Annotated in this window: 11 protein-coding genes; 10 read left to right on the top strand and 1 reads right to left on the bottom strand. The window is 47.7% G+C overall.

Features of this window, described 5'->3' with window-relative positions; translation table 11 throughout:
• The first annotated feature begins 5 nt into the window (after positions 1–5).
• The 8 genes from GUA98_RS01140 to GUA98_RS01105 all read left to right on the top strand — a co-directional run bounded on the left by GUA98_RS01140 (position 6) and on the right by GUA98_RS01105 (position 8,603).
• The gene (locus tag GUA98_RS01140; RefSeq protein ID WP_193721826.1) at positions 6–596 is read left to right on the top strand and encodes a GNAT family N-acetyltransferase; all 591 of its coding nucleotides are present in this window, start codon (positions 6–8) and stop codon (positions 594–596) included.
• A gap of 17 nt (positions 597–613) precedes the next feature.
• Positions 614–1,429 (top strand): aminoglycoside phosphotransferase family protein, encoded by an 816-nt coding sequence (locus GUA98_RS01135; protein ID WP_193721825.1) that lies wholly within the window; start codon positions 614–616, stop codon positions 1,427–1,429.
• Positions 1,430–1,460: 31 nt separating this feature from the next.
• Positions 1,461–3,641, top strand: a complete 2,181-nt coding sequence (locus tag GUA98_RS01130; protein WP_193721824.1) for a class I SAM-dependent methyltransferase — start codon at positions 1,461–1,463, stop codon at positions 3,639–3,641.
• A complete protein-coding gene (locus tag GUA98_RS01125; RefSeq protein WP_193721823.1) occupies positions 3,638–4,231 on the top strand; it encodes a histidine phosphatase family protein in 594 nt (197 codons plus the stop codon). Before GUA98_RS01130 ends, GUA98_RS01125 begins: the two co-directional genes overlap by 4 nt.
• A gap of 99 nt (positions 4,232–4,330) precedes the next feature.
• Positions 4,331–4,708 carry a hypothetical protein gene (locus tag GUA98_RS01120; RefSeq protein ID WP_193721822.1) on the top strand — a complete coding sequence of 126 codons (378 nt, stop codon included), beginning with the start codon at positions 4,331–4,333 and terminating at the stop codon, positions 4,706–4,708.
• A gap of 174 nt (positions 4,709–4,882) precedes the next feature.
• The gene (locus GUA98_RS01115) at positions 4,883–5,890 is read left to right on the top strand and encodes an ABC transporter substrate-binding protein (RefSeq protein WP_193721821.1); all 1,008 of its coding nucleotides are present in this window, start codon (positions 4,883–4,885) and stop codon (positions 5,888–5,890) included.
• A gap of 118 nt (positions 5,891–6,008) precedes the next feature.
• Positions 6,009–7,664, top strand: coding sequence for a helix-turn-helix domain-containing protein (locus GUA98_RS01110; protein ID WP_227779343.1), 1,656 nt, complete (start codon positions 6,009–6,011; stop codon positions 7,662–7,664).
• 27 nt (positions 7,665–7,691) lie between these two features.
• Positions 7,692–8,603, top strand: a complete 912-nt coding sequence (locus tag GUA98_RS01105) for a GNAT family N-acetyltransferase (protein ID WP_193721820.1) — start codon at positions 7,692–7,694, stop codon at positions 8,601–8,603.
• A gap of 109 nt (positions 8,604–8,712) precedes the next feature.
• Here the strand turns inward: GUA98_RS01105 and GUA98_RS01100 are convergent, their stop codons facing one another.
• Positions 8,713–9,090: a VOC family protein gene (locus tag GUA98_RS01100; protein ID WP_095358466.1), complete on the bottom strand. Its 378-nt coding sequence runs from the start codon at positions 9,088–9,090 to the stop codon at positions 8,713–8,715.
• Positions 9,091–9,341: 251 nt separating this feature from the next.
• On the opposite strand from GUA98_RS01100, the gene GUA98_RS01095 reads away from it, so the two are divergent.
• Both GUA98_RS01095 and GUA98_RS01090 read left to right on the top strand, forming a co-directional pair.
• Complete coding sequence (locus GUA98_RS01095; protein WP_193721819.1) at positions 9,342–11,456, top strand: putative PEP-binding protein; 2,115 nt, start codon at positions 9,342–9,344, stop codon at positions 11,454–11,456.
• A 218-nt stretch (positions 11,457–11,674) separates the two neighbouring features.
• Complete coding sequence (locus GUA98_RS01090; protein ID WP_193721818.1) at positions 11,675–13,612, top strand: LTA synthase family protein; 1,938 nt, start codon at positions 11,675–11,677, stop codon at positions 13,610–13,612.
• Positions 13,613–13,670 lie beyond the last annotated feature (58 nt).

Below are 13,670 nucleotides of genomic sequence, written 5' to 3'. Positions count from 1 at the left end.
ACGCTATGTCTAACACGGAATTAATAAATCCAATTATGCTATCCTTTCCTGAGCACTTCGACACAGCCCGTCTCACGATCCGAGCTCCAGAGTGGGGAGATGGTGCAGAAGTCAACGAGGCTATTCGCGAGAGTGTTGAGCAGCTGCGGCCATGGCTGCCATTTGCCGAAAAGGTACCATCACTTGAAGAATCCGAAGCACATGTCCGCAAGGCCAAATTACAGTTTTTGGAGCGGACAGATCTCGTTCTTCATTTGCGAGATAAGCAGACTGATGGTTTTGTAGGCAGCAGCGGCCTGCATCGTATCGATTGGAATGCACGCTGCTTCGAGATCGGCTACTGGATCAGATCGTCGCGTGCAGGTGAAGGATTAATGACGGAAGCTGTACAGGGGATTGAGCAATTTGCAATAACATATCTGAACGCTAACCGTCTGGAGATTCGCTGCGATTCTCGGAATGTACGCAGTGCCAAGGTCGCTGAGCGTGCAGGCTACACCCTGGAAGGCATACTGCGAAGTGTGCGCCGGGACAGTACAGGTACCCTGGTCGATGTCATGGTGTTTAGCAAAATCAGAGGCAAGGAATTCGAATAAACGCTGGAGGCTAAAGTATGAAGCTTATCGGTCAAGGTCGAACTGCGGACATCTACGCGTACACTTCCGATCAAATTTTGAAGCTGTATCATCATAACTTTTCACTTGAAGCCATCCAGAATGAATTCAGAATTACACAGCTGTTAAATGAAAAGAAATTACCCGTGCCTCAGGCACGAAAAATTATGGTTGAAGGAGATCGTACAGGTATTGTATTTGAACGGATCGAAGGTCAGACGATATTCTCCATGATGTTCCATCAGCCTTCAAGCTTTCAAGAATTAGTACATCAGATGTCTGCCTGTCATCAGGTGCTTCATGCCCAAAGTGATAATGAGAGAGTTCTGCCTTCACAGAAGCAGGTTTTGTCAGGGGCCATTCAGAGAACACACCTATTGTCTGCAGAAGACAAAGCCCGAATATTTGATTATCTCACCCGTCTCCCTGAGCAAATCCAGATCTGTCACGGTGATTACCATCCCGATAATGTGATGATGAACGAGATGAAGAACGCCTACGAAGTTATCGATTGGATGACAGGCATGTCAGGCGATCCTGCAGGTGATGTGGCACGCAGTTGGGTCATCTTAACGAGCGCATCGCTGCCGGAGGATGCCAATCCTGCTTTACAATTGGGGTTTGAAAGGTCTCGTGATACCATAGTGGACGGGTACATCAACCATTACATGCATCTATCTGGCGTAACCTGGCAGGAGATCGAACGATGGATTCTGCCCGTTGCAGCTGCTCGCCTGGAAGAGAGTTTGCCTGGGAATGAAGCAGAAAAGGTGCTGAAACTTGTGAAGGATCGATTGAACCATCTAGACAGATGAATTGAACTAAAATAACGAGGTGAATGTCAACATGCTGCACTCATTAGAAGCCATACATTCTTATAGAAAAGGCAACATCCCAGAGGATAAGCAGCAATTATGGCTGCAGCTGCTGGCTGCGGCCGAGCAGCCCCATATTAATCTAGAACGCATTCATTCCATGGCTGACCTTGAGGGAACCAATCCCGTTTTGGATTACGTCGAACGGACATTGCACGTCCTGGATCAACTGAACGTATCCTTTTGGGTGCGAGAGGTCGTGGAGGAAGTTCTGGTCTGGTCGGAGACAGCCAAGGCCGGCTCAGTACAGCAAAGGAAGGCGTGGCAGCGCGCAGGGGTGAATCTGTTTGTACACAATAGGGGTTCTGCACAGTTATACAGGGAGTATGTTATTCATCGCAGTACAGGAAACATCGGCAGTGACGATAAAGCTGTGTTTCAGGTTAATGAGGAGAATCCAGTTCAGAGGAAAGAAGCTACGCCAAGACAGGAAATGATCTATGCTCTCATTGGAACGCATGGACTGATTGGACAATACATACGCGGGGAGATACCTTTTGCCGAGAATGCTCCGCTGCATGCTTTTATCACTCATGGCTGGCTGACAGCTGAAGAATTGCACACGGTGTTGATGGCGCTCAACCAATGCATCATTGCTGGCGTTGATCCGAAGCTATGGCGGCAGGTTGAAGCGGAAGTGGAGCGAATGGTTGGGTGGATTATCAGCGAACCAGATCATGCAGACTGGCCTCTGAAGGAACGTTTATCCCGGCTCCGAAGCTCTTCCATTCGCAATGGGGAGGCGCTGGATGAGGCGTACGCTAAGCTGCAAACAGAGCTTGATGTAGACAACATGCTGGCTCCTCTGTCTCATCGTACCTTGTGGTATGTGGAATCTGCCCTGAAGGATTTTTCCTTGCAGGAAATGGTAAAAGTGTTCCTTCTCTCACTGCATCATGGAGATATGTCTCAAACGACAGACAACAGGGACGATGTACGTCATATCAGTTTTGAACCGTTAATGAATACGATGTATTACGACTATAAAGGTGTCAAAAAGCTGAACATCTACAAAAAACGAATGATTGAAAAGTATTTAGAACAGTGGTCATGGGAGCAGATTGAAGAGGAACAGTCGGTCGTTTATCCGCATCTGACCCATCGCGTAGTACGTCAACCGGATCTGCCGGATACGGTTTTTGTGACCTTTGAGTTCTCGCCGGCGGCGGAGAAGCTGATTGCATTCTGTATTGAAGCCGAGAAATCACCGCTATATGAGAAGGCCGTATTGCTGCTCTTTGATTTGTTCGGACTGCGGCGTGATGCGTATGACCGGTTCCATAATGAAGAAACGTATTTGGCGGACATGAACAGCTCGGGGGATTATAAAAAAGTGCTGCTTGACTACATCGTTGGCAAGCGTGTACTCGATATCGGTCCAGGTGGCGGCGTTCTGCTGGATCTTATTGAGCAGGAGAAGCCGGAAGTGGAGCCAATAGGCATTGATATTTCTGCCAATGTGATCGAAGCGCTGGAGCGCAAGAAACAGCGAGAAGGTCATCGCTGGCAGGTCATGAAGGGGGATGCCCTGAGGCTGGATCAATACGTGCAGCCAGGCACGGTGGATACGGTAATCTTCTCGTCTATTTTGCATGAATTGTACTCCTATATAGAGCGGGATGGACGGAGATTTAACACGGATACGGTTGTCGCAGCACTTCAAAGTTCCTTTCATGTTCTGTCGCCGGGTGGAAGAATATTAATCCGAGATGGCATTATGACAGAACCTCAAGAGCAGAAAAGACGGATTCGGTTTTTGGAGCCGGATGGTATGCAGTGGCTGGAACGATATGCTCAGGACTTCCAGGGCCGGAAGATTACGTTTGAACATGTTGCTGAGAATGAGGTGGTTCTTAACATTAATGATGCCATGGAATTCCTGTATACATATACTTGGGGTGAAGAGGCATACGTTCACGAGATTCAGGAACAGTTCGGCATCTTTACGCCATCGGCTTACGAGAACTGTATTCGTGAAGCGCTTGGTGTGCAGGCAGAGATGATTAAGCTGGAGCATTTTCTTCAGGAAGGATATACCGAGGCGCTTGAGGGACGCATTATGTTCATGAAGGAAGACGGACTGCCTGCACCCTTACCAGACAGTACTTGCCTGCTTGTGATTGAGAAGAAGAAAGGAATGGCTGACGGATGAGTAAAGAGTCCAGAACCATCTTATATTTTGTGCGGCATGCAGAATCAGTCTATGTGGAAGGACAGGAACGAGAGCGAGGACTCACAGAGCGTGGGTGCCGAGATGCAGCGATTGTTGCAGAAGTTCTCAGTCAGGAGCAGATTCAATGGTATTATTCCAGCCCATACCGGCGGGCGGTTGATACCATTCAGGAACTGGCGGACAGGTCGAGCGCCCCTGTGTTGATGGAGGAAGATTTGCGCGAACGCCAATTATCCGATGAACGTGTTAAGCATGCCGATTTTCTTGAATCCAAATCAAGATTGTACCTTGACCCTTCCTTTGCATACGCTGGCGGGGAATCAGGTGAACAGGCAGCTTCTCGGGCCGTAGCCGTAATTCATCGGATCCTGAACATCCACGCAGGACAAAAAGTAGCGATCGGGACACATGGAGATGTGATGACCCTGATCTTCCAACATTACGACGCGTCCTATGGATATGAGTTCTGGAAAAGTACGACGATGCCGGATATCTATAAGCTGGAGTTTAACATGGAGCATGAATTGGTACAGGTCACTCGTCTGTGGCAAGGGGGAGAGAACATATGAAAATCACATTTAACCCTGATCATTATGTAATCGACAATCTGCATATCCCTAAGCTGCATGAGCATCTGTACTGCATATTTGATCTGGAGGGAGTACCTAATGAATAGAAGAGAGGCAGAGAAGCTCCTTAAGGAACTTAATGAAGGCAGATTCATTACTAATGAGATGTTTCAAGGGCTGGATATCGACAGCTACCTGGACAAGCGCGATGATTCGGCTTTTGCAGATGAATGGATGTCGGCATACCAGAGGTGGGTACAAGATGCTGATTCTATCGCGGAAGACGAACTGCTTCGTGCTTCGAGGGAACAGGCATTCAAACAGACGCTGCACTATACAGGTGATCCCGAATTGGCCGGTTATGTGAGTGATGATATTGGCCTTATTGGGGCTGCAATGCTGCAGGGTGAGAGTGAGCATACCTTCGTAAGTCAATTGCTTGAGAGTTACCTTAACGGAAAACTGCCTCTGCAATAGCAGGGGCAAGGGTGGCCTGTATCTTTCGTTTGTATAAAAAAATGGATTCAAATGTGTATTGTAAGTGCGGTAAGGCATAAGTTACAATTCACCTTAGACATTAATTGAGAATGATAATCATTGTAGATGAACATTCTCTTTAATACAGCTAATTACATAGGGGTGGAGAGCAGCATGGCAAATTTGAGTAAAGGGATTAAAGGTTGGGGAATTACAGTTCTGGTCATGGCCGTATTCATCGCGGGATGCAGTTCGAATTCAGGAGCAACGGAGGAACAGGCTCAGTCGCCAGTAATGGAGAACGCAACTGCTGGCAGCGGCAATTCATCCGAGTCGAGCCAAGAAGCAGAAACACGTGTGGTACAGGATGAATTCGGAGATGTAACGATTCCGGTTCATCCGCAGCGTATTGCCGGGATTTACGTGGAGGATTATTTGAAGGCTCTGGATATCACACCTGTCGTGCAGTGGTATAATCCGATGTGGGGCGTACAGGACTATCTGAGTCTGGATGTGCCTCAATTCGACACTACGGGCAGCATTGAAGCACTATTGGAATATGATCCGGATCTCATCATTGTGGATGGTGGAGTAGACAGGGAAAAATATGAGATGTATTCCAAAGTGGCACCGACATATCGTTTACCTGAAAGCATCCTGCAGGATTCCGAGCAGATTCTGGCTAAGATAGCCGATATTGTAGGGGAACAGGAAAAAGGTGTGGAAGTGGCTGCGGCTTACGAAGAGAAAATCAAGGATACCAAAGCCAAGCTGGCAGAAAGCGTAGGAGACGAGACCGTGGCGGTTGTCCGCTTGAATGTGGATGATAACAGCTTGGTGCTGTTTGGAGTAAAAAACCGCTATACCGGGTTCATATATTCAGAGCTTGGGCTGACACCCCATGCCCTGGCTGGGAGCATGGAAGCTTTCCAGGAGGTTCTGTCCGAGGAAGCGATCCCGCAAATCGATGCAGATCGGATCATCATATTCCCGTCGGATGGAGATTGGTCCTCTCCGGAGAATCAGGAAGCTATCAAGGTATTGGATAGCAAGCTGTGGAATTCTTTGCCGGCCGTGAAAAGCAATAAGGTATACAAGATGGAGAGATCTCACTGGCAATCAGGTGCAATTACAGCAAACTCGATGAAAATGGATGATCTTCTGGAACAAATGACGCCGTGAAGAACAGCCATAGAAAGTAAAGTGAAAAAAGAAAGCTCCTCAACCAGGGTTGAAGAGCTTTCTTTTTTGGTTTAGACTATTCCTAATGATAACAATTCTCAATTAAGGCGGATGACAAATGTCTCATACCATAGAACAGATACTCCCCATGCCCTGGCTGTGTTCACTTCAGCATATTCAATACGTTCAAAACTCTGTCTCGGCTTACAATGGTTTAGAATGCACATCGTCGAAGGGCCATTCGATCGTTGTAGTCACCCAAGGACAGGGAGAACTGCTGGCGCAAGATGTCATCTTCAAGTTAAACAAAGGGACGATTCTGTTTTTCCCTTCTGATATACCCGTCTTACCCCTGCAAACTGGAGATGGGTCAGAATCCAAGCTGCATTATTATAAGCTAGATCTGATCGCTGGTGAGACAAGCAGGATTGGATCCAACACTCCACTCGAAGAGACAGGTCCTGCTTTTCCGGAGTCGCAAGCCATCTCCGAATCCTCATCGCCTATTGAGTTGTCCTACACCCCTTGGAGCTCCTGTCTGGATATATTGAATCAACTGTTACAGCAGCAGGCGACCGAGGATTGGCTGAAACAATGGGACTGGCAGCTTCGTTTCCAGGAATGGTTCCGGATGCTGCTTTTGCAGAATGATTCGAGCCATGCTTCCATGGATCATCGAACTCGCTTACAACAATCCATTCGCTATATCCGTGATCATTATAACGAGCCCATGACGGTGGATGATCTGGCAGCGGGTACCCAGCTTACCAGGTCCAGCTATACGCGACAATTCAAGGAGATGACCGGCAAGCTTCCTCTGGATTATGTAAATTCGATCCGCTTGGAACGTTCCAAACAACTATTACAGCAGACAGATGATCGCCTGCACGATATTGCCCAAAGTGTCGGATTCAGCAACGAGTATTATTTCAGTCGTCGGTTTAAGCAATATGCTGGCATCTCACCAGGAGTATACAGACGTCATTATCGTCAGGATGTGCGAGTATTTGCACCGTACCTCGAAGATTTTGTATTAGCGCTAGGCGTGGAGCCTGTGCTTCAATATGCTCACCATTTGTGGGGCAAACAGCACTACTTGGGGATGGATGATGTTCCTGAATTCGATGTGACTCATCAGGATGCCATGTTTCAAGAGAACCATAAGCCGGACTTTATTATGCTGAGTGACGGCTATGAGCGGTGGAATTTGGCCCGTTTCGAACAGGTGGCGCCTACGTTTTATGTGAATCATAAGGGTGAGGACTGGCGCTCCATATTAAGATCAACAGCGGATGTATTGGGAAAAGGAGATCGGGTTAGGGATGTCGTAGGTTCATATGAAGAAAAAGCTCGTGAGGCCAACGCTCAACTAACACGATCTGCGCAAGGAAAGACAGTAGCCTTCTTGCGGATCACTGCCTCAGAAATTGTGTTGTATGGTGCACAGCAGGGTTATGTGGGACCTGTGATGTATCAGGATTTGGGGTTAACGCCACATCCTCTGGTGCAGCAATGGGCATTGAAAGAACGTAGAGTCAGCATAAGCGCTGAACAATTGAAGCTATTGCATGCGGATCATTTATTTATTACATTTGACTGTCTGGATTCGTCAACAATCGGAGAGGAACGGAAGCTGCTGGACAGCAAGGAATGGCAACAGCTTTCCGCGGTGAGAAACGGATGTGTTTACGAAGTGGACTTTCTAACATGGATGAATTACGGGGTTATCTCCCATGGGAAGAAAATCGATGATATCCTGCGTGTGTTGGCCTAAACGACCACCTGTGGAAGGAGAGAAGTCATGGAACGTAATATTACTCAGAATATGGATAAGTCAGTGGTCGCTAAGTTTATTGCGGAGTTGAATCAGCACCAGGAGCATCATATTGGGTATTGCGGTAAGGATGCGCTTGAAATTGAGCAGGCAATGATGGATGCTTTCGGGGATCAACCGGACCTGTGGATTAGTACCCTGAGTGAGGATGGGCAGCTGACAGGAGTGCTTGGGATGGATACAGATACGGATACAGGGACTGTAGAGTTGTGGGGTCCATTTATTCAGTGCGCTCCTGAGCAGTGGCAAGAACTTGCAATCCGTTTGTGGCAGCAGGGAATAAACAAGTTAACTGAAAACCGGATACATATCCGAAAAGTGTACGGGTTTTATAATGAATATCATGCGAATGGCATCGCGTTCATGAAGGACAAGGGAGCTAAGCTTGGCAGCAGGCAGGTTATTTTGCATAATCGCTCATTGAATGAAGTAAGCCTGGACCAGGGTGGACATAACAGGATTCAGACTATTACTCCAGAACAGTATTCATCTTTTATCCAGTTACATGATTCCACCTTTACCGGAACGTATTACGATGGTGAAACACTCATTCAGCGCTCAGGCAAGGAGCATCATCATTTATACGTTCTTCCTGGCTCCGAAAAGGAGATTCGCGGATATGTCTATGCCGAGGCTGATCCTGAATTTGGTGAGGGCAGTATTGAATATATTGCGGTGAATCCGGATTACTCCAGGCAGGGACTGGGTTCGCTTTTACTAAACAAGGCACTGTATGAGCTGAATCAGGAGAGCCAAGTGAGTGCAATCCGCTTATGTGTAGATGAAACGAATTCTGGTGCACTATCGTTATACCGTAAAGCCGGCTTCGAAACGGAGCATGTGCTGGAGCTATATCCATTAGAACATATATATGAATAACAGATATAAAGGCGGCTGACTCATTGTCAGACGCCTTTTTTTGTGTAAATACGAAGGGAAATCAGAGCGCTCGCCTAAGAGTGGAGCACAGAGCCAGATTCCAAGGAATCTAAGCTCTTTCCATGACAGCGAAGTAGTTGTTTTCATCATCTGCAAAGTTGAATACTCTTCCGCCCGGAATCGTAACCAGTTCACCTAACGTAACCTGCTTGCTGGCCAAGTCCGCATAGAGCCCGTCGAGATCTTTGGTGAAAAACATGAGCGAAGGTGTGCCCAGATTCAACTCGGGGGACATTTTGGCTACGAATTCCTTGTCGTGAAGGATAATGGTTGTCTCAGCACCTTCTTCAGGAGCAATTTCAATCCAGCGCATACCCTCGCCGTTGACTTCGGATACCACGTGAAAGCCTGCTTTTTCTGTCCAAAATTGAAGGGCCTTGTCCTGATCGTTGACATACAACATGATTTGACCAACTTTGCTAAACAATGATACTCACTCCCCAGTTATTGTATTGTTCCAACCTTGAAATGATAGGATTCACCATTCTTAAGTTCATTTGTATAAGTCATTTTTATAATACCATAAAACCCTTTTGATCAACGTTTACATTCCGAGTACAAAATGCGTATACAGATGTCCTTGACTGCGCGTTTGCATCATACCATTAATTAGAGGGTGATTCACAACAACTGAATACCTCTAAGCATAGCCATGGAATGGCGGATGGGAGCGCTGTAATGACGACACGGGTAGTTCTGTTGGAAGAAGGCACGGCAGAGATGAAAGGACTATTGGGCAGTAAAGGAGCCGCGCTTGCGGAGTTATGCCAGGCGGGGTGGCCTGTTCCGGCAGGATTCACCATTACAACGGAATACTCTCACGAGTTCCTTAGCTGCTCAGAAACAACTAATGCCGAAGGTTCCGAAGATCTGGCCAAGGCAGTCCGTCAGCTGGAACAGCATACAGGCACAGCCTTTGGTGATCCGGAGGCCCCGCTTTTGCTAGCTGTGCAATCCAGTGACGTGCTTCCACGGGATGCAAACTCCTTGGTGCTGCTAAGCGTAGGACTTAATGACATTACAGTAGAGGGACTTGCCCGGCGAATCAACAACCGCCCGTATGCACTCAACTGCTACCGGGTGCTGCTGCAGAATTATGGCTGGTTGGTTCATGGCATCCCGCTTGAGGTTTTCGATGAACGATTGGGCGATATTACGAGTTTGGATGAAACGAGATTGGAGTACGCTATAGCGCAATATAAAGGCGTCATTGAAGAACAGGGACATCCTGCTTTCCCTCAGGATGTGCAGCTTCAACTGCACAGAATCATCCAGGCATTCTCCCTTTCTGATTCAGGATTGCATAACCAAACCTTGAGCTCCAATTCGATCGCCTATGGTATGCCTGTTTTGATTCAGGTGATGGTGAATGGAGAGTGTGGAGACCGCTGCGGAAGCGGTACAATCTACTCACGTCATCCACTGACTGGGGCCCAAGGGATCTATGGCGAATACATGTCGTTTGCAGGCTCAGGGTATGACCTGGAGGAACTGGAACAGATCAGGCATGCGGAACCAGAGCTGATTGGCCAGCTGCTGCAAGCGAGCCGTGAGCTGGAGAGAGTGAACACCGCTGTACAGGAAATTAAATTTGTCATTGAGTCGGGGAAGCTTTACCTTTTACAAGCACGGGATGCACGTTTAACTCCTGAAGCTGTAATCAGGACCATAGTGGATTTTGCAAATGAAGGTCTGATAACCAGGGAAGAGGCACTGCTGCGTGTCGAGTCTTCTAACGTAATTCCCACATCTGAACTTCAGCAATTGCTTGAATGGGCCGATGATGTGAACAATATAACGGTACTCGCCAATGCAAGTCATCCTCGTGATGCTGCCACGGCCCGTACGCTTGGAGCCGACGGAATTGGCATCTGCCGAACCGATCAGATGTTACTGTCTTCGACGCGGATGCCTTATGTACAAAAGATGGTGCTGGCAGAAACGGACGTCGAACGCAAACGCGGCCTGGAACGGCTGCTGCCCATGCTGCAGTCTGATGTGGAGCAGATTTTTGAGGAGATGAACGGATTTCCGGTAACGATTAGACTATTCGATCCTCCATTATATAAACTTTTCCCGGATGTGGAACAGTTGGTGGAACGTCAAGAAGGAGTACAGGCAGGGAATGCAGGAGGACATGATGTGAATCAGGAGGATCTGAGTCGCATAGTCCAGCTTGTTGAGCGGCTGCATGAACAGCATCCAATCAGCAGGCAGTATGGATGTCATCTTGGAACCGTTTTCCCGGAAATTTATGAAATGCAGGCAGAAGCCGTCTTTCGTGCAGCACTCAAATGTATCCGCCAGGGATTGTGGGTTCGCCCCGAGATTCTCGTAACGTCAAGAGGACCTGGTAGCGAGCTGCAAGTAATCAGAGAACTGATTGATCAAGTGGCTGAACAGATTCTGGGCGAAGAGAGACGTCACTGCCATTACAGGGTAGGCTCACTGATTGAAGGGGCTCAAATGGCACTGACCGTGGCACATACAGCCAGGCAGGCTGATTTCCTGTCATTTGGAGCAGAGATTCTACATCTCGATGGGGGAGAGCAACTACTGGAACGCGCTGTCGTTCAGGCTCGGCTCCGTAAACCTCATTTGAGAGTAGGTCTCTGCGCGGAAGAACACGTTGACCTGAGTACCTTTACCTACAGCCAGCGCATGGGATTGGATTACGTAAGCTGTCCACCTGAACAGGTGGCTTTCGCCAGAATTGCTGCGGCCCAGGCCATAGTCATTGCACGGATGCAGAACAGTAACGTACAGGATGATGATATATCGACGACAGCTTAACCTAAGGAGATTGACACGAGTCAATGAACGTCTTCCTATAGGTAAATTATAAATTATATGAAGCGTTCTTGTCCTAATCACAACGGGGACTGGATGCCGCAACATGCTGGTTACAGGAAATTGGGTCCGTTCATGGAATACAAATAGCAAAACTGTTATACTGAAATATGCGTTTTGTAAAACGAACGTAAAATTTCAGATAAGGGTTGAAAGCGACCATGTTAAATTCCAAAAACGAACGGACCTCCTCACGGATTTTATTTGCCGTCTTGTTTATCCTTATGCTGCTGAAGCTGTCGCTTTTGCGGTATTTCTTTTTCCAAGGGCTGTCCGGGATCGGTCTGGTGACGGATGCATTAGGAGCTCTGACTGTCGTCTGTATCCTGGATCTCATTGTGCCGAAACGCTGGAAGCGGGTTATGTACGGCGGGTTTAACCTGCTCTTTTCTCTCGTCCTGTTTGCGGCAACGCTGTATAACGTACATTTCAGCTCCGTACCCACATATACGGCGCTCAGCGAGATCGGGCAGGTTGCACAGGTGCGGGGGAGTATTGGTCCACTGATACGGCCTTCCCATTTTTTGTTCTTTGTTGACATCGTGCTTGCACTGCCGGTTTGGCTCGTGTTGCGTCGTCGACGGTCGGGTGTCAGAAACGGAAGTTACCGGGACAGCGGGCTGCATTTCGGAAAAATGCGCAGAAGATACTGGGGCAAGCTGGGGGTAGCTCTTACGGCTGCATTCTGTATCGTGCTGTCTGGCAGTTTTATTGTTAAAGGCGAAACCATTGATAACGAATTGGTGCGGGCTGAGAATCTCGGATTTCTGAATTATCAGGTGTCCTCGGCCATATTGACCAGCAAAGAAAACGAAGCTATTGCGAATGGCAATATTAATGAAACCATCGACAAGATTAATCAACTGGTAAGCCAATATCCATATCAGGACAAAACTAACCAGGGATCAGCAATCAAAGCCAAATATTTTGGTGAGGCCAAAGGCAGCAATTTGATCGTACTGCAATTGGAATCGTTTCAGAATTTCCCGATTAACGCTTCTCTGGATGGTCAGGTATTGACACCGGTACTGAACGATTTAGCCAAAGAAAGCTATTATTTCTCTCATTTTTTCCAACAGATCGGTCAGGGAAATACTTCGGATGCCGAGTTTATGTCCAATACATCCATCTATCCAACCGGGGTTGTTCCGATGTCAGCCGGATATAGCGACCGCGAGCTGCCAAGTCTTCCGAAGCTGCTTCGCAACGAAGGCTACCAGTCGGAGACGTTCCACGTCAATGACGTAACGTTCTGGAATCGGAACAAGATGTATCCAGCTCTAGGGTTTGATCGATATTTCGATAAGCCGAGCTTTAAGAATGACCGCTTTAACGATTTTGGTCCTTCAGATGAGGAGTTATATCGTGTAGGTGTCGAAAAAATGGCTGCGCATCAAGCGGCAAATCAGCCGTTCTATGCCCAGTTCATTACTGCATCGAGCCACTCACCGTTCACGGTTCCAGCGGATCGGGCGCGCATTACCATTCCTGCAACGATCACGAACACATTGCTTCACGATTATTTGCAGGCTATTAATTACACCGATTATGCCGTTGGTCAGCTCATTGAAGAGTTGAAATCGAACGGGTTATGGGAGAATACAACACTCGTTATCTATGGGGATCACTTCGGCTTGCCCGCAAATGACGAGATTGCCGAACAGATTCAAGCGAACCTGAATGTTCCGTATGATGGTAAGGTGAGCCGTTTTAATATCCCACTCTTGATTCACACACCTAACCAGGTTAAGGGTCAATTGATTGAACAGCCTGGTGGTCAGCTCGATATTCTGCCTACAGTCATGAACCTGATGGGTGTTTCGTTAAAAGAAAAACAGTTCACTGCATTTGGGCATGACCTGCTGAATATGGACCACAATGCATTCGGTATACGGTATTACTTGCCGACTGGCTCGTTTGTCAACAATGACATTATGTTTATACCAGGTGCAGGGTTTGATGACGGAACAGCATATTCGCTTAAAACCTATGAACCGGTTACCGATCTGGAGCCGTATCGTTCCGATTACGAGCATGTGCTCAGCCTCATGAGGCTATCTGACGAGTATGTGAAGCTGCTGCCCAAACGAGCACCATAATCAGACCATAAAGCTATAAAGCTTTGATTCAAATAGGAAGTGGCACCAGCGGCTGCTG

This window comes from Paenibacillus sp. P13VS, assembly GCF_015143645.1.
Classification (GTDB): Bacteria; Bacillota; Bacilli; order Paenibacillales; family Paenibacillaceae; genus Paenibacillus; species Paenibacillus xylanilyticus_A.
Note: the sequence above shows the minus strand (reverse complement) of the source record. Positions and strands in the feature narration are given on the sequence as shown.